The following is a 19,625-nucleotide window of genomic DNA, read 5'->3' on the forward strand; positions in this document are numbered from 1 at the left end:
ATGGGCCTGCTGCCCACGTTCCTCCCCGAGCACCAGTTCAGCGAACAGCATCGCATCGGCATCGATGCGGCGCCCGGCTGCGTGCTCGATGCCGAACGGATCGCCGAGGCGCCCGACGTACGGCCTACACGTCCAGAATGACCAGCGTGCCTGCGCTGCCGGCATCGACGCTGTGCGGCACACCGGCGGGCACCACGTACAGTTCTCCAGGGGAAACCATCACTGCCTCGCCGCCAATGCGCAGCCGCAGTTCGCCGTCGAGCACGAGCAGGCCTTCGGCGTAGTCATGCGCTTCGTCGGGGTATGGCGTACCGTCCATGCGCAGGACCTTGAAGTTGCCGCCGCCAAACCGCTCCACCACGTGGGAAGACCATGCATGGGGCAACGCGTCGGCAACGGCATTGAGATTGATGAGCGGCACGTCGACCTCGGCACGGAAGAAGAAGCGCCGAGCATAGCAGCCACCGCAGAAACAGCAAGGGCGGCGCCGCACGTCTTGCGGCACCGCCCTGGCGCGACAGCCAGACCGGCCGGCGCCTACGCGTCGTATGCCTCGACGCCGATATCGGCCATGGTGCCGAAGCCCTCCGCGGCCTTGAGGTGATCCACACGATAGCCGTGCTTGTACACCGCCACCAGGCGCACTTCGTTGGTTGGCTCGATGTTCAGCTTCATGCGGATACGCGAGACGTGGCTGTCGATCGTGCGCGTGTATTCCGATGAGTTGCGGCCCCACACCTGGCCAAAGATGTGGTCTCGCGACAGTGTGCGGCCCACGTTCGAGAACAGCAGCAGCGCAAGCTGGAACTCGATGGCCGTCAGCGCGACGGGCTGACCGTGCAGCGTGACCTGCTGGCGCTGGGGGTTGAAGTGATACGGCCCCAACTCGAACGGCAGGCGGCCATACGGAATCGGATACGCGCGACGCAGCAGCGCATCGACGCGCGCACGCAGCTCAGAAATGCGGAACGGCTTGGCGATGTAATCGTCAGCGCCCTGCGTGAGCGCGCGCACCAGGCTCTTTTCGTCTTCCTCGGCCGTCACGAACAGAATGGGGAGCACCTCCTTGTGACGGCCCCGTACGACGCTCAGCACATCGATGCCGAGCATGCCCGGCGTATGCCAGTCGAGGATCAGCATGTCGTACGAGCAGCGCCCGAGCATGCGCAGCAGCGTGGTGCCATCGGTATACGTGACGACTTCGTGGTCGGATTGGGACAGGATCTGGACGATGACTTCGCTTTGGAAGGGGTCGTCTTCGAGCAAGGCGATTCGCATGTTCGGTTCCATGAAAGTTTGCCCACATGCGCGCCAGAATGGCGGCGCCCCTGGCCGGCGCCCGGTCCGCCGTGCTTTCACGCGATCCGTTGCATGTGTTACGTGTTTTCGATTTTCATGGCGAGGTCTGCCACGGACCATGAGAAAAGTCCCAATTTGTGAACATGCTTGCAGACCATTTTCGAGCGTGTCTTGCGCGGGAGATGCGAAAAAAAAGCCCGGACAACGGGGTCCGGGCGGCGGTGTTTCTCACATGTGACGGGATCAGAAACACCCAAGGGTCTCGTATGCCAGACACGTGCAGCACACCGGGGGACGCGCTGCAACGTCACGGGGTAACGTCAAGGAGGGGATTCCGACGTATTTGTCCGGCAAACGGGAGTGACATGATGCCTCGCGCAGCCGGCAAGCGCGTCGCCCGTGACAATATTTGACATGTCCTTCCCCCGGGCGGCGAACCGGGCATCACGTCGGATCTGCGTTCTCAAGCTCCTGGCGGATCGATTCGGTCAACATGTCGATCAGCAGGCGAACGCGCTTGGGCACGAAGCGAGCAGACGGCGTAACGAGGTGGATCGGCTCCCCGCTCGTGGCGTAATCGGGCAGCACGCGCACGAGGCGTGGCAGCGGCGCATTGGCTCGGGCCACGGCGCTTGCATACAACGGCAGCGGGCCGATGCCGGTGCCGGCCGCGATCAAGGTCTCGAGGTACGAGAGGCTGTCGGCGTTCAGGCGGGCGCGCACGGCAACCGTCTTCAGCCCATCGGGGCCGACGAGGCGCCATTGCGTTTCGCCGCGCCCGCTGCCGCGAAAGTCGAGGCAGCAGTGATCGGCCAGGCCTTGCACGGTCTGCGGTGCGCCGCGGCGCTGCAGGTAATCCGGCGAGGCGAACAAGCCGATACGCAGCACGCCGAGCGGGCGGGCCACCAGCGAGCTGTCTGCCAGGCGCCCGACACGCACCGCCAGGTCGAAGCCCTCCTGCACCAGGTCGACATTGCGCGGGGTGAGCACGACGTCGAGGTCGATGTCCGGATACTGCTGCATGAAGCGTGCGGCCACAGGCGCCACCAGCAACCGCCCGACGTCTTCCGACGACGTGAGACGCACTTTGCCGCGCGGCACATCCTGGAGCTCACCGGCGCAGGTGGTGGCGCGTTCGATCTCTTCCAGTGCGTGCGACGCCACCTGATACAGGCTCTGGCCCGCATCCGTCAGATGCAGCGTGCGTGTGGTGCGCTGTAACAGTCGAACGTTCAAATCCTGCTCGAGGGCCGCAATGCCGCGGCTGACCGACGACTTCGGCAAATCGAGCCGCGCCGCCGCCGCGGTGAAGCTCCCCGCCTCCACGACGCGCACGAACAGCGCCAGCTGATTCAGATCCATGGGTTTCCTCCTGATTGGGGCGCCCGCCGGCTTGTGGTTTTCATTGTCTCGCCGTGAGCAACATTTTTTCCCACAATAACCGACTAGTGCAAACAGGGCAACTACCCTACATTCGGGATATGACAAATCCCCAAACCCAGGAGAACGACATGGAAACCCTCGTGCAAGCCCAAGTGCAGCGCGGCCGTCGGGTGGAGCGCATCATCACGGGCCGGCCGACCTCGGATGGCGCCGGCGTGAAGCTCACCCGCGTGCTGACGAACAACCTGCAACGGCGGCTTGACCCGTTCCTGATGCTCGATGCATTCCGCAGCGATGACCCGAACGACTACCTGGCCGGCTTTCCCGACCATCCGCACCGCGGCTTCGAAACGGTGACGTACATGATCGCGGGCCGCATGCGCCACCGCGACAGCGCCGGGCACGAAGGCCTGCTGCAGCATGGCGGCGTGCAGTGGATGACGGCAGGCAGCGGTGTCGTGCACTCCGAAATGCCCGAGCAGGAAGACGGCGTGATGGAAGGCTTCCAGCTATGGCTGAACCTGCCCGCACGCGACAAGATGACGACGCCGTGGTACCGCGACATCCCGTCCGAAGAGATTCCGGAGTTCACGACGCAGGACGGCGTGGCCGTGCGCGTGATCGCCGGGGAGTCGCAAGGCGTGCGAGGCGCGATGACGCGCGAAGCGACGCAGCCGCTGTATCTGGACATCACGCTGCCGGCCGGGGCGTCGTTCGCGCAGCCGCTGCCGGAAAAGCACAACGCGTTCGTCTACGTGTTCCGCGGCAGCGCGATGGTGGGCGATGCGAAAGCGCCGGGCAACGCCGGCCTGCAGCGTGTGGACGACAAGCAGATGGCCATCCTGGCCAACACGGAAGGCAGCGACGGCGTGGACATCCGCGCGGACGATGCGCCGGCGCGCGTGCTGCTGATCGCGGGCAAGCCGCTGAACGAGTCGATTGTGCAGTACGGCCCGTTCGTGATGAACACGCAGGAAGAAATCTTCCAGGCCGTGCGTGACTTCCAGGCCGGCAAGTTCGCCTGAGCCTCAAAGAAAAACCGCCGCTCGGTTTCACCAGAGCGGCGGTTCGTCCAGCAGCGCGATCTGCTCGCGCAATTCCAGCACCCGGTCCTGCCAGTAACGTTGCGTGTTGAACCACGGAAACGCGGCAGGGAACGCCGGATCATTCCAGCGACGCGCCAGCCACGCGCTGTAGTGCAGCAGGCGCAGCGTGCGCAACGCTTCCACCAGATGCAGCTCGCGCGTGTCGAACTCACAGAAGTCCTCGTAGCCGGCGAGCAGGCTGGCCAGCTGCGACTGCATCAATGCGCGATCGCCTGAGAGCAGCATCCACAGATCCTGCACGGCCGGGCCGGTGCGGCTGTCGTCGAAATCGACGAAGTGCGGGCCGGCCGAACGCAGCGGGTCGCCTTGCCGGGCGTCGTCTTCTTCGATCCAGAGGACGTTGGAGGCGTGGCAATCGCCGTGCAGGCGCAGCAGTGAGACGTCGCCCGCGCGGTCGTAGCAGCGGCGCACGCCATCAAGTGCGGCGTCGGCGACGCTGCGCCAGGCGGGCAGCAGATCGGACGGGATGAAATCGTGTTCGAGCAGCCAGTCGCGCGATTGCACGCCGAAGGTGTCGATGTCGAGCGCGGGCCGCGCCATGAACGGACGCTGCGCGCCGACGGCGTGGATGCGGCCAAGGAAGCGCCCCATCCATTCGAGCGTGTCGTCGCGGTCGATGGCGGGCACGCGGCCGGCGCAGCGCGGGAAGATCGCGAAGTGCCAGCGCCCAAACGCGTGCAGCGTGCGGCCATCGATTTCCAGCGGCGCGATCACAGGGATTTCCGCCGCCGCCAGTTCCGCCGTAAAGGTGTGCTCTTCGACGATCTGCGTGTCGGTCCAGCGGCCCGGCCGGTAAAACTTGACCACCACCGGGGCGCCGTCTTCCACGCCGACCTGGTACACGCGGTTTTCGTAGCTATTGAGCGCGAACATGCGGCCGTCCGGCATCAGCCCGACCTCCGCCAGCGCATCCAGGATGCTGTCGGGCGTCAGGCCGCCGTATGGCGCTTCGGCGGATGCGGGCAGGCCGCTGTCGTCGCTGCCGTGCATGAACGTCAGCCTTTGCGGCCGCCGAGCAATGCAGCGGCCTTGGCGAACAGGCCGTTGAACGGCTGCTTGGCCGGCTGTGCGGTCTTCTGTGCAGGTTGCGCGGCTTGCGTGCTCTGCGCACGACGCGGATGGCCGCCCTGCCCGTTGCCTTGCGCCTGCCCTTGGCGCTGGCCGCGCGCCTGCGATTGGCCATTGCCGCCGTTGCCGCCCCGCGGCTTCGGTGCCGCCTGGCCGTCGCGCTGACCTTGCGCCTGGCGCTGGCGGTTTGCGCCGCCATTGCGGCCTTGGCCTTGGTTCTGCCCCTGGCCACTGCCGGTCGATTCACGGCGCGGCTCGCGGGGCTCTCGCGGAGCACGCGGTTCGCGCGGCGCGGCATTGCCGCCAGCGGCTTGGCGCGGCTGGCCGCGACCACCGCCCGGGCGACCGCCACGCGCGTTGTTGCGCCCATTCGGAATCGGCTCCGGCGCAATCGTCGGGTCCGGCTCGAAGCCTTCCAGCACGGTACGCGGCAACTCGCGCTTGATCAGGCGTTCGATGTCGCGCAGCAGGCCGTGCTCGTCCACGCAGACCAGCGAGATCGCCTCGCCCTGCGCACCCGCGCGGCCCGTGCGGCCGATACGGTGCACGTAGTCTTCCGGCACATTCGGCAGGTCGAAGTTGACCACGTGCGGCAGTTGGTCGATGTCGATGCCGCGCGCGGCGATATCGGTGGCGACCAGCACGCGCAGCGTCCCGGCCTTGAACTCCGTCAGCGCGCGCGTGCGTGCCGATTGGCTCTTGTTGCCGTGAATGGCCAGCGCGGGGATGCCGTCGCGGGTGAGCTGCTCGGCCAGGCGGTTCGCGCCATGCTTGGTGCGCGTGAAGACCAGCACCTGGTGCCAGTCGTTGTCGCGTACAAGCTTGGCGAGCAGTTCGCGCTTGCGCTCGCGGTCAACCGGATAGATGCGTTGCTCGACCGTCTCGGCCGTCGTGTTGCGGCGCGCGACTTCAATCAGCGCCGGCTTGTCGAGCAGACGGTCGGCCAGTTCGCGAATGTCGTCGGAGAACGTGGCCGAGAACAGCAGGTTCTGACGCTTCGGCGGCAGGATGTTGAGGATCTTGCGGATGTCGTGGATGAAGCCCATGTCGAGCATGCGATCGGCTTCGTCCAGCACCAGCAGTTCAATGTGCGACAGGTCGATGGTGCGCTGGCCGACGTGGTCGAGCAGACGGCCCGGCGTGGCCACGACGATATCGACGCCGCGCTTGAGCGCATCGATCTGCGGGTTGATGCCGACGCCGCCGAACATCACCATCGACTTCAGCGGCAGGTATTTGCCATAGGCGCGCACGCTTTCTTCCACCTGCGCGGCAAGCTCACGCGTGGGCGTCAGCACCAGCGCCCGGATCGGGAAGCGCATGCCCTGCGGCGTCTGCACCTTGTTGGGCTGCGATGCAGACAGGCGGTGCAGCAACGGCAGCGTGAAACCGGCGGTCTTGCCGGTGCCGGTCTGTGCGCCGGCGAGCAGGTCACCGCCCTTGAGGATGGCGGGGATGGCCTGGCGTTGAATCGGAGTGGGTTCTGCGTAGCCGAGTTCGGCCACGGCACGTACCAGCTTGTCTGACAAGCCGAGTTCGGAAAACGACATGGAAAAGCGATTGGACCGGCGTGTCCCGCGCATTCGTTCGTGCGCCAATCGTGGACAAAGCCTGGGTAGGTGACGGGGCGACTGGACCCCGGGGACTGCGAGAAGGGGCGTAGTTTAGCAGGATGCGGGGTGGGGGGTTTTGTTGGTGTTGGTTTTCGGGTTGTGGTGCATCCGTTGTTTCGTGCCCGGCAGGGCACGAAACACGGATGGACCAGCGCCCCCCTTCATCCCCCCCGCAAAGCCGCCAAGGGCGCATTCACCACATCCCCCAGCCGCTCAGCCAACGAATACCTGGCCATATAGCGCCGAAAGTGCGCCAGAAACGCCGTCTCCGCTGGCGTCAACCGCCGCTCCTTGTGCCACAGCAAGTACAGGTCGATATCCGCCACCCCTTCCTCCGGCGGCAAGCGCCACAGCCTCTGCTGCGCGAGATCGTCCGCCACGATGTGTTCCGGCAAGCAGCCGATCCCGTAGCCGGCGAACACCAGCCGCTTGATCTCGTCCAGGCTCGGCGAGGTGGCGACGATACGACCGGTGAATCCCTTCTGATCGCGAAACACCGCCAGCGGCGAGAGCGCATCGCCGAGCTGATCACTCATGAAGGAGACGAAGTTCTCGCCGAGCAGGTCGTCGATCGACAGCCCGGTGCGCCCGAACAACCGGTGGTGCCGTCCGCAGAACACGGCATAGCGCTGGCGCAGGAACAGTTGCCGCTCAAGCTTCTCGGCCGGCGTCCGGCACAGGCTCAGCCCAATGCCGGCGCGCTTTTGCGCCAGTGCATCGAGGATGTCCGCGCTGCGCATCACGTCCACCTGCAGATCGACGCGCGGGTGATGCCGATGAAACGCCGCGAGGCATTCGTCGTACACGCCCGATTGGATGCGGCTGACGGTCAGCAGATGCAGCACGCCGCTTACATCGTCCTGCGGCTCGCCGAGTTCGGAGCCGAGCCGCGCGACGTTGCCGTAGACATCGGTGGCAATGCGCAGCACATCTTCGCCCGCGCGCGTGAGGCGGAAGCGCGAGCCGCGCCGTTCGATGAGCGTGTGACCGAGTTGGCCTTCCAGGCGCCGTAGCGCGAGGCTCACCGCCGGCTGGGTGATGTGCAGCCGTACCGCAGCCCGGCTGATGCTGCGCTCGTGGACGATGGTGAGGAACGTGCGCAGCAGGTTCCAGTCGAGCCGGTCGCTGACGAGTGCGGGGTCGAAGGCAGACGGTTCCATGATGGCCGGTCGTTCCTCTGAATATGAGTTGAATTTATGCGAAGAATAAGTATTCAGAATTTGACTAATACCCGTCAACCGGCAATAAACACGCATCGCCGCCTCGATGCGGCGAGTAAAAAAACTTGCGAGGAGCACCACCATGCAACTGTCTCAACCGAGCGGGCGCCAGCCTGCGCGCGCGGCCACCGCCGCCTTTGTCGGCACCATGATCGAGTGGTACGACTTCTACATCTACGCCACCGCCGCCGCGCTCGTATTCGGGCCGCTGTTCTTCCCGGGCGGCGATCCGTTCCTGAGCACGCTCGCGTCGTTCGGCACGTTCGCGGTGGGCTTCTTCGCCCGGCCGCTCGGCGGCGTGGTGTTCGGCCACTGGGGAGACCGCATCGGCCGCAAGAAAGCCCTGATGATCACGCTCACGATGATGGGCCTGGCGACCATCGGCATCGGCCTGCTGCCGACGTACGCCACCGCCGGCGCCATCGCCCCGGTCCTGCTCGTGGTGCTGCGCGTGGTGCAGGGCATTGCGGTCGGCGGCGAATGGGGCGGCGCGGTGCTGATGGCCGGCGAGCATGCGCCCCAGGGCCGGCGCACGTTCTTTGCCTCGTTCGCGCAGCTGGGCAGCCCGGCCGGGTTGATCCTCTCGCTGCTGGCGTTCCGCCTCGTCACGTCGATGGAGAAAGACGCGTTCATGGACTGGGGCTGGCGCCTGCCCTTCCTGGCAAGCGCGGTGCTGCTGCTCGTGGGCGTGGCGATCCGCCTTGGTGTGAACGAATCGCCCGAGTTTGCGCAGATGCAGGCGCAACGCAAGACGGCCAAGCTGCCGATCGCCGAGGTCTGGCGCACGGCGCGCGTGCCGCTGCTGCTGTGCATCGGCGCCAACACGATCGGCATCGCGGGCGTGTACTTCACCAACACGTTCATGATTGCGTACACGACGCAGTACCTGTCGCTGCCCAAGACGCTGATTCTCGATTGCCTGTTTGCCGTGGCGATCATCCAGTTCCTCGCGCAGCCGCTCGCGGCGTGGCTCTCCGAGAAGCTCGGCGGCGCGCGCTTCCTCAAGCTGATGGCGCTGCTGGCGATGGCCTCGCCGTATCCGATGTTCCTGCTGGTGCAGACGCGCCACGCTCCGCTGATGGTGCTGGGCATTGCGCTGGCCGTGGTGTGCATGGCGAGCTTCTATTCGGTGATCGCGGGCTTCGTGTCGGGTGTGTTCGAGACACGCGTGCGCTACTCGGCGATCTCGCTGTCGTACCAGGTATGCGGTGCGGTGGCGGGCGGGCTCACGCCGCTGGTCGGCACCGTCCTCGCGCAGCGCTTTCACGGCCAGTGGTGGCCGCTGGCGGTGTTCTACACGCTGCTCGCCGGTGTGTCGCTGCTGTGCATCGCGGCCATCGATGCACGCCAATGCGGCCGCGCACCGGCTGCCGATGCGGTGAACGCGTAACGATCTCCATCCACCTGCTTCACCATGCTCACGTTTTTCCATCCTGAACAGCTCCTGCACCACCCGCAGAGCTACTACTCGCGCGGCAAGATGCGCACGCCGCAAGAGGTGCCCGACCGCGCCATCCACCTGCTGCAGGCGGCGCGCGATCTCGGCTTCACCATCACGCGACCCGAAGACCATGGCGTGGCGCCGCTCACCGCGGTGCACGGCGAGCCCTACCTGCGCTTCCTGCAGAACGCCCATGCCGAATGGCAGCGGCTGCCCGAAGACTGGGGCGACGAGGTGATGTCCAACATCTTCGTGCGTGAACCGAACGCGCTGCGCGGCGTGCTGGCCCAGGCGGCACGGTACCTGGCCGACGGCAGTTGCCCCGTGGGGGAGAACACGTGGCGATCGGCCTACTGGTCTGCACAGAGCGCAGCGGCCGGTGCGCAGGCCATCCTCAACGGCGAGCGCATGGCGTATGCGCTGTGCCGCCCGCCGGGGCATCACGCCCGACGCGAGGCCGCTGGCGGTTTCTGCTACCTGAACAACGCTGCCATCGCCGCGCAGGCGCTGCGCGGGAGGTTCCAGCGCGTCGCCATTCTCGACACCGACATGCACCATGGCCAGGGCATCCAGGAAATCTTCTACGACCGCGCCGATGTGCTGTACGTCTCCATCCATGGAGACCCGACCAACTTCTACCCCGTCGTCGCCGGTTTTGACGACGAGCGCGGCACCGGCGACGGCCTGGGCCTGAACGTGAACCTGCCGATGCCGCATCGCTCGCCGGAATCGGTGTTCTTTGACAAGCTCGACCAAGCGCTGGCCGCGCTGGCACGCTTCGAGCCTGACGTGCTGGTGCTCTCGCTCGGCTTTGACATCTACCGCGAAGATCCGCAATCGCAGGTGGACGTGTCCACCGAAGGCTTTGGTCGTCTTGGGCAGGCCATCGGCGCGACCGGCTTGCCGACGCTGGTGGTGCAGGAAGGCGGGTATCACCTCGCCACCCTCGCACAGAACGCCGCAGCATTCTTTGGCGGGCTTCAAGCGCCGCTTCGGCCGGCCGGCTGACCTCCCGCCCGGGCGCAAGCGCTTCGGCCCTGCGCCGAATGTTTGCGCCCACTCTCCATGCGGGGCCCGTCCCACCGGCGTCCCCGCCGAAACCTCTCCCCCTCTAGAGTGCTTGCTCGAATCGCACGCTTGGCGTTTTCAAACGTCTGTTCCTAACATGCCCGAGCAACACAAATACACATGTTTGAATCGTTCGTTCGAGCGCTGCAATGCAGCAATCGCGCGCCGGTATCGGACCAAAACAAGAGGTTGGAGACATGGGACGTCCTGGAGCAGGAGACACCAAGGGCCGCATTCTGGAAGCCACCGAACTGCTGTTCATCGAGTTCGGCTACGAGGCGATGTCGTTGCGGCAGATCACGGCGCGCGCCAAGGTCAACCTGGCCGCGGTCAACTACCACTTCGGCAGCAAGGAAGCGCTGATGCAGTCGGTGCTCGGACGCCGGCTCGATCCGCTCAACACGCGCCGGCTCGCCCTGCTGACCGCCTGCGAGGAGCGCTGGACGAAGGAGCAGCTTTCCTGCGATCACGTGCTGGGCGCGCTGTTCGTGCCGGCCTTGCAGATGGCGCGCAATCCGGAAACGGGCGGCCCCGCCTTCCTGCGCCTGATGGGCCGCGTGTACTCCGACACCTCGCCGTTCGTGCAGAACTACCTGCTTGGCCACTACGCGCCGGTCTTCGATCGGTTCTTCGAAGCCTTCTCCCGTGCGTTGCCGCACGTGCCGCGCCCGGAACTCGGCTGGCGCCTGCACTTCGCGCTCAAGGCGCTGGCAGGCGTGCTGGCGGGTGACGACCTGAACAACCTGCTGCCGCTGTTCACGCAGGGCAAGCCGATGAACGATGCATCGCTGCTGGCACGCCTGACCGCGCTGGTGGTGGCCACATTGAATGCGCCGTTGCCGGGCGAGGCGGGAGCGCTGGACCAGGTGGTCGAGCTGGCCGAAGCGCAGGTGCCCACACCGGTGGCACATGCCGACGACGCGGCCGGCGGCAACGATGGCGGCCACGGCGGCGCCGGCCGTCAGGGCGGCCGCCTGACGGAGCGCAGCGCCACGCCGGCCACCGCATCGCCATTCCCGGGCGATCTCTTTGGCCGCACGCCTGGCGCACGCACCGCCATGCAGCAACACGACGGACTGAACGCCGATGAACACGGCGATCACGACGACGAGGCCGACACCTCGGCTGCACCGACCGCACGCACACGGGCCTTGGCCATCCGCCGCAGCAACGCGGCGCGCGCGATCTTTCCGGCCAACCCGATGCGCCCGTGGCGCAGTCCGGGAGCCTGACCGCCCCGGTACTCGCCGCGCGGCGCCGTCGCGCCCAGGCACGGCAGTCGCTCGGGCGCTGGCGTGATGCCGCCCGCCGACACGTACGGCACATGAACGCATCCAACGGAGACCCTCATGACGACGATCTGGATCGTCCTGCTTTGCATCGCCGCGCTCGGGCTTGCCAGCATGGAAGCCTCGGCGCTCGCCTGGCTGATCATGACCGGCGTGTGGCTGGCCGCCGGCGCGTGGCTCGGCCTCGTGGGCCCGGCGGCGACCACCGTACTCGCCATCGTCTTCGTGCTGCCTGCGCTGGTGCTCGCGATCAAGCCGCTGCGCCGCGCTCTGATCACCCGGCGCGTGCTGGCGATGTTCCGCAAGATCATGCCGGAGATGTCGCAGACCGAACGCGACGCCATCGAGGCCGGCACGGTCTGGTGGGATGCCGAACTGTTCTCGGGCCGGCCGAACTGGTCGCGCCTGCTGTCTTCACCGCAGCCTCGCCTGTCGCCCGAAGAACAATCGTTCCTCGACGTGGAAACCGAGAAGCTCTGCGACCTGGCCAACGACTGGGAGAGCACGCAGATCTGGCAGGACATGTCGCCCGAAGCGTGGGCGTACGCCAAGGAGGCCGGCTTCCTCGGCATGATTATCCCGAAGGAGTACGGCGGCAAAGGGTTCTCGGCCTATGCGCACTCGCAGGTCGTGATGAAGCTGGCAACGCGGTGCTCGGCGGCCACCGTGTCCGTCATGGTGCCCAACTCCCTGGGGCCGGCCGAGCTGCTGCTGCACTACGGCACCGAGGCACAGAAGAACCACTACCTGCCGCGCCTCGCCCGCGGTGAGGAGATTCCCTGCTTTGCGTTGACCAACGCGTATGCGGGATCCGATGCGGCGGCCATCCCGGATGTCGGCGTGGTCTGTCGCGGCATGCACGAAGGCCGCGAGACGCTTGGTTTTCGCGTGACCTGGAGCAAGCGCTACATCACGCTCGGCCCCATTGCGACGGTGCTGGGCCTGGCCTTCCGCGCGGTCGATCCGGATGGCCTGCTCGGCGGCGACAAGGAGCCCGGCATCACGTGCGCGCTCATCCCGACCCAGCATCCGGGCGTGAACATCGGCCGCCGCCATTGGCCGCTGAACGCGGTGTTCCAGAACGGCCCGAACTGGGGCAAGGATGTGTTCATCCCGATCGACTGGGTGATCGGCGGGCAGGCGCAGGTCGGCCGCGGCTGGCGCATGCTGATGGAATGCCTCGCTGCGGGCCGCGCGATCTCGCTGCCGTCGTCCAACGTGGGGCTGGCCAAGCTGGCGGTGCGCAGCACGGGCGCCTATGCCGCCGTGCGCCGCCAGTTCCGCACCCCCATCGGCAAGTTCGAGGGCATCCAGGAGGCGCTCGGCCGCATGGGCGGCAATCTCTACATGATGGATGCGGCGCGGCGCCTGTCTGCGCTTGCCGTGGACCTCGGCGAGAAGCCTTCGGTCATCTCCGCCATTGCCAAGTACCACGTCACCGAACGGGCGCGCGATGTGGTCAACGATGCGATGGACATCGTCGGCGGCAAGGGCATCTGCATGGGGCCAAACAACTTCCTGGCGCGCGCGTATCAGCAGGTGCCGATCGCGATCACGGTGGAAGGCGCGAACATCATGACGCGCTGCCTGATCATCTTCGGGCAGGGCGTGATCCGCTGCCATCCGTACGTGCTGCGCGAGATGACCGCCGCGCAAGGCGCCGACTCGCCCGAGACGCTGCGCGCGTTCGATGCAGCGCTGTTCGGCCACGGCGCCTTCATCGCGGGCAACTTCGTGCGGGCGTTCCTGCATGCGCTGTCGGGCGGCCGCGTGGCGCCGGCGCCAGGCAACGCCGCGCCCGAGATGCAGCGCTATTACCGCGCCGTGAACCGCTTCTCGACGGCGCTGGCACTGCTGTCGGACGTGGCGATGTTCACACTGGGCGGCACACTCAAGCGCCGCGAGAGCATCACCGGGCGCCTTGGCGACATCCTTTCGCAGATGTACCTGGTCTCGGCTGCACTCAAGCGCTTCGAAGACGAAGGCCGCCCGGCCGAAGATGCACCGCTCGTGCATTGGTCGGTGCAGGATGCGCTGGTGCGTGCGCAGGACGCGCTCGACGGCGTGCTGGCGAACTTCCCGAGCGCGGGCATCGCCGGATTGCTTCGCGCGATGATCTTCCCGTTCGGTGCCCCGTATCGCAAACCGTCGGATGCGCTTGCGGCGCAGGTGGCCGAACTGATGCAGACGCCGGGGGCCGCACGCGATCGCCTGCTGGCCGATTCGTACTGCCCCACGCCCGACATCGACCCGATCGCCTACGGCGAAGAAGCCTTCCGCCTGCAGCCGACCGTGGACGCCATCGAGCAGCGCCTGAAACCCGCCATCCGCGAGGGGAAGCTTCCGCCCGTGCCGCAGAGCCTCCCCGACTTTGAAGCGTGGACCGCACAAGCCGTGGCACAGAAGCTCATCGACGAGGCGGAACGCAAGCAGTTGTGCGACTACGCGCGCTTCGGCGAACACGCCGTCGCCGTGGATGACTTCCCGCCGGACTTCAACCTGCTGGCCGACCTGCAGCGCCGCAAGGATGCGCTCGACGCGTTGCAGACCACCGAGCGCCGCGCGGCGTAACACCACCAACGCGCCACCACACAACCACAACGATGCAAGACAAGTACCTCGATTTCGTCGGTTCCAGTTTCGGCAAGTGGCTCTCGGCCAACCTGGGCCTGCCGCAGCCGGTGCCGCTGCGCCGCTATCGGCCGGGAGAGCCGGAATTCGTCGGCCCGTTCCTGGTGGGTGCGGCACCGGGCGGCGCGATGCGCGAGGTGCTCGCCGCGCTGTTTGCCGGGATTGGTGTGCCGACACGCTTTCATGAAAGCGATCCGGAATGGCTCGGCGCGGCCAACCGGCATGGGCAGATCACAGGCCGCTTCGTCGCGCCGACGGGCAAGGACGGCGATGCGTTCGACCGCATCGGCGGCATCGTCTTCGATGCAACGAGCATCACCTCCATTGACGGGCTCGACGCGCTGTACCACGTCTTCCACGACGGTGTGCGCGCGATCGGACGCTGCGGCCGCGTAGTCGTGATCGGACGCCCACCCGAACGCTGCAGGACACCGGAGGCCGCCATTGCCCAGCGTGCGCTCGAAGGGCTGACCCGTTCGCTCGGCAAGGAAATCCGGCGCGGCTGCACGGCACAGCTCGTCTACGTTGCGGCAGGCGCCGAAGGCGCGGCGGAATCGACGTTGCGCTTCCTGCTGTCGGCGCGCTCGGCCTATGTGTCGGGGCAGGTGGTGCGCGTTGGCGCCGCGGTGCCGCGCTCGGTGGATTGGCAAAAACCGTTGGCCGGGCGCACCGCGCTGGTCACGGGCGCGTCGCGCGGGATCGGTGCTGCCATTGCGCACGTGCTCGCGCGCGACGGTGCGCGGGTCCTGTGTCTCGACGTGCCAGCCGCGCAGGACGGGTTGAACAGCGTCGCCCAGGAGATCGGCGGCGAAGCGCTGGCGTATGACATCGCCGCGCCGCAGACGCCTGCCCTGCTCGCACAGCAGATCGCCGCGCTCGGAGGCATCGACGTCCTCGTGCACAACGCCGGCATCACGCGCGACAAGACGATCGCCCGCATGACCGAAGCCGCATGGCGGGCCGTGCTCGACATCAACCTGGCAGCGCAGCTGCGCATCAACGAGGCGCTGCTCGCGGCCAACGCGTTGCGCTCGGGCGGCGCCATCGTCTGCGTGTCGTCCATCAGCGGCATTGCGGGCAACCTCGGGCAGACCAACTACGCGACGTCCAAGGCAGGCGTGATCGGCCTCGTGCAGGCGAGCGCGCCGCTGCTGGCCGAACGTGGGATCACCATCAACGCCGTCGCGCCCGGCTTTATCGAGACGCAGATGACGGCGGCCGTACCGTTCGCAATCCGCGAAGCGGGCCGCCGCATGAACGCGATGAGCCAGGGCGGCCAGCCGGTCGACGTGGCCGAAGCGATTGCGTGGTTTGCAAACCCCGCCTCGAACGGTGTGACCGGCAACGTCGTGCGCGTGTGCGGCCAAAGCCTGCTCGGAGCCTGAGACGACCATGCGCGCCACCCCCACCGCACGCCTGCCCGCCACGCCGTTCACTGCCACGCAGACGCTGGTGACGGAAGCGCCGTCGCCCGGCACGCTGGCATGGCGGGCGCTGCTGTCGCAACGCAAGGGCAAGCGCGGCGGGCCGCTGCCGCGCCGCACGCTGGTCCGCCAGGAGGTGCCGCTCGATGCCGCGCACATCGCGCAATACGGGGCGGTGTGCGGCTTTTCGCCGGCGCACGGCGTGCCGATGACGTATCCGCATGTGCTGGGCTTTCCGCTGCAGCTCATGCTGATGACGGAATCGGCGTTTCCGTATCCGGTGATCGGCCTGGTGCACCTGTGCAACACGATCCGGCAGCACCAGCGCCTGCAGATCGGCGAGCGCGTGCGGGTGGAGGTGCGCCCGCGGCGGCTGTTCCAGCATCCGCGCGGACAGGCGTTCGCCATCGAGACGGCCATTGTCCGGACGGGCGCGGTGGTGTGGGAATCGCTGTCCACGTATCTGCGCGTTGGCGTGCAATCGCCGCAGGGGGCGCCGCTGATTGCGCTGCCCGCGGCGCAAGGTCTGTCGCCCGACGGCCACTGGGACGTGCCTGCCGACACGGGCCGCCGCTACGCGGCCGTATCGGGGGACTGGAACCCGATCCACGTCTCGGCCATCGGCGCGAAACTGTTCGGCTTTGCGCACCCGATCGCACACGGCATGTGGACGAAGGCGCGCGCCGTGGCGGCGTTGCTGCCGGCCACGCCGCTCACGGCAGGCGAGGTCGTCGCCGAGTTCAAGACGCCGCTTTCGCTGCCGGGCGCGGCCACGCTGTGGCAGGCCGAAGCCGCGACACCCGGGCGCGCCTTTGAGGTGCGCAACATCGCGGGCGACAAACCCTATTTGCGCGGCGTGCTCACGCTGCTGCCGGCACAACAGGAACACACCGGAGACTGAACCCATGCTCGTGAATGCGCAGGGCAGCGCGCAGGTGCGCCGCGTCGCCATCCTCGGCGGCAACCGCATCCCGTTCGCCCGCTCGAACACCGCCTACGCCACGGCATCGAACCAGCAGATGCTGACCGCCGCCATGCAGGGCCTGATCGACCGTTTCAACCTGCATGGCCAGCGGCTTGACGAAGTGGTGGCCGGCGCGGTCATCAAGCACGCACGCGACTTCAACCTGGCGCGCGAGACGGTGCTCTCCACCACGCTGGCCAGGCAGACGCCCGCCTACGACGTGCAGCAGGCGTGCGGCACCGGCCTCGAAGCCGCCATCCTCATCGCCAACAAGATTGCGCTGGGGCAGATCGACGTGGGCATTGCCGGCGGCACGGATACCACGTCCGACGCGCCCATCGGCCTGAACGAAAAGATGCGCAAGGTGCTGCTGGAGGCCAATCGCGCCAAGTCCACCGGCGCACGCATCAAGGCGCTTGCCGGGCTGCGGCCGTCGATGTTCGTGCGCCCGCTGCTGCCGCGCAACAGCGAGCCGCGCACGGGCCTGTCGATGGGCGAGCACTGCGAACTGATGGCCAAGCGCTGGGGCATCCGCCGCGAAGACCAGGACGCCCTCGCGCTGCGCAGCCACCAGAACCTGAGCGCCGCCTACGAGCGCGGCTTCTTCACCGACCTGATGACCGCCCACCTCGGGCTCGACCGCGACAACAACCTGCGCACCAACCTCACCATCGAACAGCTGGCGAAGTTGCAGCCGGTGTTCGACCGCAGCGAGGCCGGCACGCTGACCGCAGGCAACTCGACCCCGCTGACCGACGGCGCATCGTGCGTGCTGCTCGCCAGCGAGGAATGGGCGCGCACGCACAACCTGCCCGTGCTCGCCTACATGACCTGCGCCGACACGGCCGCCGTCGACTTCTTCAGCGGCACCCCCGAGCAGAACGAAGGCCTGCTGATGGCGCCGGCCTATGCCGTCTCGCGGATGCTGCAACGCGCGGGCCTGACGCTGCAGGACTTCGACTACTACGAGATCCACGAGGCCTTTGCCGCGCAGGTGCTGTGCACGCTCGCGGCGTGGGAGTCGCCCGAGTACTGCCGGGAAAAGCTCGGCCGCAGCAGCCCGCTCGGCAGTATCGACCGCAGCAGGCTGAACGTGAACGGCAGCTCCCTCGGCACCGGCCACCCGTTTGCCGCCACGGGCGGGCGCATCGTCGCCACGCTCGCCAAGATGCTGGCGCAGCGCGGCAGCGGGCGGGGGCTGGTGTCGATCTGCGCGGCAGGCGGCCAGGGCGTGGTCGCCATCCTGGAGCGCCCCGAAAACATGTCGCATTGAACCGACGGGCCTACGGGAACGGCCCGCTCATCCAACCCGCGCGGCACATAACAAAACCATGCCGCGTTTCATGGACGGAGACACCATGAACACCGTTGCCGACCGCAGCAATCTGACCGACCGCATCTGGCTGAAGTCGTATCCCGAAGGCGTGCCCGCCGAGATCGACCCCGACCGCTACCACTCCCTGGCCGAGGTGTTTCGCGAATCGGTGGAGAAATACCGCACCCGCGTCGCCTACGTGAGTGTCGGCACGGAGATGACCTACGACCAATGCGAACGCCAGGCGAAGCACTTCGCGGCATGGCTGCAGTCACGCGGCGTGAAGAAGGGCGACCGCGTGGCAATCATGCTGCCCAACAGCCTGCAGTACCCGGTGTGCCTGTTCGGCACGCTGCTGGCCGGCGCCATCGTCGTCAACGTGAACCCGCTGTACACGGTGCCCGAACTGGCGCACCAGTTGCGCGATTCCGGCGCGCAGACCATCGTCGTGCTGGAGAACTTCGCGCGCACGCTGGAGCAGGCCTTGCCTGGCACCCAGGTGCGCAACATCGTCATCACCGGCATTGGCGACCTGATGGGCGGCGCGCTCAACCTCAAGGGCCGCGCGCTGAACTTTGTGATGCGCCACGTGCAGAAGCAGGTGCCGCCGTACACGCTGCCCTCCCCCGTCTGGCTGCGCGATGCGCTCGCCACGGGACGCTCGCGCACGCTGCAGCCGGTGCAGCTGGAACCCCAAGACATCGCCTTCCTGCAATACACCGGTGGCACCACGGGCGTGGCCAAGGGCGCGATGCTGACCCACCGCAACATCATCGCGAACCTGCTGCAGGCGGAAGTGTGGTCCAAGGGCATGCTCTCGGATGAGGCGGAGACCAACGTCACGCTGCTGCCGCTGTATCACATCTTCTCGCTCACGGTGAACCTGCTGATGTTCATGACCATGGGCGGGCGCAACATCCTGATCGCCAATCCGCGCGATACCAAGCGCGTGCTGTTCATCCTCCGCAAGGAACGCTTCTCGGGCATCGCGGGCGTCAACACGCTGTTCAACGCGCTGCTGGAAGACCCGGAATTCGCCAACCGCGACTTCTCGGCCATGAAGATCACCATCGGCGGCGGCATGGCCGTGCAGCGCGCGATTGCAGAGCGCTGGAAGAAGGTCACCGGCCACACCATCGTCGAAGGATATGGGCTGACGGAATGCTCGCCGGTCGTGTCGATGAACCCGCCGGACATCACCGAGTTCAGCGGCACGATCGGCCTGCCGGCACCGTCCACGGAAGTGCGCTTCAAGCGCGACGACGGCACCATCGCACCGATCGGTGAACCCGGCGAGCTGCAGGTGCGCGGCCCGCAGGTCATGCGCGGCTACTGGCAGCGCCCGGACGAGACCGCGAAGGTGATCGACGCCGACGGGTGGTTCTCCACCGGCGACATCGGCGTGATGGACGCCAACGGCTACATCCGGCTGATCGACCGCAAGAAGGACATGATCCTCGTCTCGGGCTTCAACGTGTACCCGAACGAAATCGAGGACGTGGTGGCGCTCCATCCCGGGGTGCTCGAGGTGGCCGCCATCGGCGTGCCGGACCCGGTGGCGGGCGAACGCGTGAAGATCATCGTCGTGCCACGCACCGGCGCGCTCACGGAAGCCGCGCTGCTCGAACACTGTCGTGCGCATCTGACCGGCTACAAGATGCCGCGCATCGTCGAGTTCCGCCACGAAGAACTGCCCAAATCGACCGTCGGAAAGATCCTGCGCCGCGAACTGCGCGATGCCGACCCCGACATCCAGCGCGCCCGGGCCGCGCAGGCACAGCAATGAGTACAACGACCATCGCAC

At 67.1% G+C, this 19,625-nt stretch carries 16 protein-coding genes; 10 read left to right on the forward strand and 6 right to left on the reverse strand.

The window, feature by feature from the left end:
- The gene (locus KHN96_RS11930) at window positions 1–141 is read left to right on the forward strand and encodes a hypothetical protein (protein ID WP_180964297.1); all 141 of its coding nucleotides are present in this window, start codon (window positions 1–3) and stop codon (window positions 139–141) included.
- On the opposite strand, the gene KHN96_RS11935 is transcribed toward KHN96_RS11930, so the two are convergent.
- From KHN96_RS11935 to KHN96_RS11945, 3 genes are all read right to left on the reverse strand, one after another.
- Window positions 125–421 carry a cupin domain-containing protein gene (locus KHN96_RS11935; RefSeq protein WP_045787766.1) on the reverse strand — a complete coding sequence of 99 codons (297 nt, stop codon included), beginning with the start codon at window positions 419–421 and terminating at the stop codon, window positions 125–127. The two genes, KHN96_RS11930 and KHN96_RS11935, sit on opposite strands and share 17 nt — an antisense overlap.
- 116 nt (window positions 422–537) lie before the next feature.
- Entirely contained in the window at window positions 538–1,278 is a 741-nt protein-coding gene (locus KHN96_RS11940) for a response regulator transcription factor (protein WP_045787765.1), read from the reverse strand.
- Between the two features lie 465 nt (window positions 1,279–1,743).
- Window positions 1,744–2,661, reverse strand: coding sequence for a LysR family transcriptional regulator (locus KHN96_RS11945; RefSeq protein ID WP_062739033.1), 918 nt, complete (start codon window positions 2,659–2,661; stop codon window positions 1,744–1,746).
- A gap of 149 nt (window positions 2,662–2,810) precedes the next feature.
- On the opposite strand from KHN96_RS11945, the gene KHN96_RS11950 reads away from it, so the two are divergent.
- Entirely contained in the window at window positions 2,811–3,707 is an 897-nt protein-coding gene (locus KHN96_RS11950) for a pirin family protein (protein ID WP_062739034.1), read from the forward strand.
- A gap of 27 nt (window positions 3,708–3,734) precedes the next feature.
- Here the strand turns inward: KHN96_RS11950 and KHN96_RS11955 are convergent, their stop codons facing one another.
- The 3 genes from KHN96_RS11955 to KHN96_RS11965 all read right to left on the reverse strand — a co-directional run bounded on the left by KHN96_RS11955 (window position 3,735) and on the right by KHN96_RS11965 (window position 7,629).
- Window positions 3,735–4,778, reverse strand: coding sequence for a serine/threonine protein kinase (locus tag KHN96_RS11955; protein WP_062739035.1), 1,044 nt, complete (start codon window positions 4,776–4,778; stop codon window positions 3,735–3,737).
- A 5-nt stretch (window positions 4,779–4,783) separates the two neighbouring features.
- On the reverse strand, window positions 4,784–6,406 hold the full coding sequence (locus KHN96_RS11960; RefSeq protein WP_062739036.1) for a DEAD/DEAH box helicase: 1,623 nt from the start codon (window positions 6,404–6,406) through the stop codon (window positions 4,784–4,786).
- A gap of 224 nt (window positions 6,407–6,630) precedes the next feature.
- Entirely contained in the window at window positions 6,631–7,629 is a 999-nt protein-coding gene (locus KHN96_RS11965; protein ID WP_062739037.1) for a LysR family transcriptional regulator, read from the reverse strand.
- A 142-nt stretch (window positions 7,630–7,771) separates the two neighbouring features.
- Between KHN96_RS11965 and KHN96_RS11970 the strand changes: the two genes are divergently transcribed.
- From KHN96_RS11970 to KHN96_RS12005, 8 genes are all read left to right on the forward strand, one after another.
- A complete protein-coding gene (locus KHN96_RS11970; RefSeq protein WP_045785862.1) occupies window positions 7,772–9,079 on the forward strand; it encodes an MFS transporter in 1,308 nt (435 codons plus the stop codon).
- Between the two features lie 24 nt (window positions 9,080–9,103).
- The gene (locus KHN96_RS11975) at window positions 9,104–10,138 is read left to right on the forward strand and encodes a histone deacetylase family protein (protein WP_062739038.1); all 1,035 of its coding nucleotides are present in this window, start codon (window positions 9,104–9,106) and stop codon (window positions 10,136–10,138) included.
- Window positions 10,139–10,395: 257 nt separating this feature from the next.
- Window positions 10,396–11,430 (forward strand): TetR/AcrR family transcriptional regulator, encoded by a 1,035-nt coding sequence (locus tag KHN96_RS11980; protein ID WP_062739039.1) that lies wholly within the window; start codon window positions 10,396–10,398, stop codon window positions 11,428–11,430.
- 117 nt (window positions 11,431–11,547) lie between these two features.
- Complete coding sequence (locus KHN96_RS11985) at window positions 11,548–14,058, forward strand: acyl-CoA dehydrogenase (RefSeq protein WP_062739040.1); 2,511 nt, start codon at window positions 11,548–11,550, stop codon at window positions 14,056–14,058.
- Window positions 14,059–14,090: 32 nt separating this feature from the next.
- Entirely contained in the window at window positions 14,091–15,503 is a 1,413-nt protein-coding gene (locus KHN96_RS11990) for a 3-oxoacyl-ACP reductase (RefSeq protein WP_115043828.1), read from the forward strand.
- A gap of 7 nt (window positions 15,504–15,510) precedes the next feature.
- Entirely contained in the window at window positions 15,511–16,443 is a 933-nt protein-coding gene (locus KHN96_RS11995; protein ID WP_062739042.1) for a MaoC family dehydratase, read from the forward strand.
- Between the two features lie 4 nt (window positions 16,444–16,447).
- Window positions 16,448–17,779, forward strand: a complete 1,332-nt coding sequence (locus KHN96_RS12000) for an acetyl-CoA C-acetyltransferase (protein ID WP_045785856.1) — start codon at window positions 16,448–16,450, stop codon at window positions 17,777–17,779.
- Between the two features lie 85 nt (window positions 17,780–17,864).
- Window positions 17,865–19,607 carry an AMP-binding protein gene (locus tag KHN96_RS12005; RefSeq protein WP_062739043.1) on the forward strand — a complete coding sequence of 581 codons (1,743 nt, stop codon included), beginning with the start codon at window positions 17,865–17,867 and terminating at the stop codon, window positions 19,605–19,607.
- Window positions 19,608–19,625 lie beyond the last annotated feature (18 nt).

Origin of the sequence: Ralstonia mannitolilytica (assembly GCF_905397375.1) — a bacterium.
GTDB lineage: Bacteria > Pseudomonadota > Gammaproteobacteria > Burkholderiales > Burkholderiaceae > Ralstonia > Ralstonia mannitolilytica.

What these genes read in the sequence shown, in the direction of transcription:
- KHN96_RS11930 (WP_180964297.1), top strand. Translation starts at nt 1, where the DNA reads ATGGGCCTGCTGCCCACGTTCCTCCCCGAGCACCAGTTCAGCGAACAG.
- KHN96_RS11940 (WP_045787765.1), bottom strand. Translation starts at nt 1,278, where the DNA reads ATGCGAATCGCCTTGCTCGAAGACGACCCCTTCCAAAGCGAAGTCATC.
- KHN96_RS11945 (WP_062739033.1), bottom strand. Translation starts at nt 2,661, where the DNA reads ATGGATCTGAATCAGCTGGCGCTGTTCGTGCGCGTCGTGGAGGCGGGG.
- KHN96_RS11950 (WP_062739034.1), top strand. Translation starts at nt 2,811, where the DNA reads ATGGAAACCCTCGTGCAAGCCCAAGTGCAGCGCGGCCGTCGGGTGGAG.
- KHN96_RS11955 (WP_062739035.1), bottom strand. Translation starts at nt 4,778, where the DNA reads ATGCACGGCAGCGACGACAGCGGCCTGCCCGCATCCGCCGAAGCGCCA.
- KHN96_RS11960 (WP_062739036.1), bottom strand. Translation starts at nt 6,406, where the DNA reads ATGTCGTTTTCCGAACTCGGCTTGTCAGACAAGCTGGTACGTGCCGTG.
- KHN96_RS11965 (WP_062739037.1), bottom strand. Translation starts at nt 7,629, where the DNA reads ATGGAACCGTCTGCCTTCGACCCCGCACTCGTCAGCGACCGGCTCGAC.
- KHN96_RS11970 (WP_045785862.1), top strand. Translation starts at nt 7,772, where the DNA reads ATGCAACTGTCTCAACCGAGCGGGCGCCAGCCTGCGCGCGCGGCCACC.
- KHN96_RS11975 (WP_062739038.1), top strand. Translation starts at nt 9,104, where the DNA reads ATGCTCACGTTTTTCCATCCTGAACAGCTCCTGCACCACCCGCAGAGC.
- KHN96_RS11980 (WP_062739039.1), top strand. Translation starts at nt 10,396, where the DNA reads ATGGGACGTCCTGGAGCAGGAGACACCAAGGGCCGCATTCTGGAAGCC.
- KHN96_RS11985 (WP_062739040.1), top strand. Translation starts at nt 11,548, where the DNA reads ATGACGACGATCTGGATCGTCCTGCTTTGCATCGCCGCGCTCGGGCTT.
- KHN96_RS11990 (WP_115043828.1), top strand. Translation starts at nt 14,091, where the DNA reads ATGCAAGACAAGTACCTCGATTTCGTCGGTTCCAGTTTCGGCAAGTGG.
- KHN96_RS11995 (WP_062739042.1), top strand. Translation starts at nt 15,511, where the DNA reads ATGCGCGCCACCCCCACCGCACGCCTGCCCGCCACGCCGTTCACTGCC.
- KHN96_RS12000 (WP_045785856.1), top strand. Translation starts at nt 16,448, where the DNA reads ATGCTCGTGAATGCGCAGGGCAGCGCGCAGGTGCGCCGCGTCGCCATC.
- KHN96_RS12005 (WP_062739043.1), top strand. Translation starts at nt 17,865, where the DNA reads ATGAACACCGTTGCCGACCGCAGCAATCTGACCGACCGCATCTGGCTG.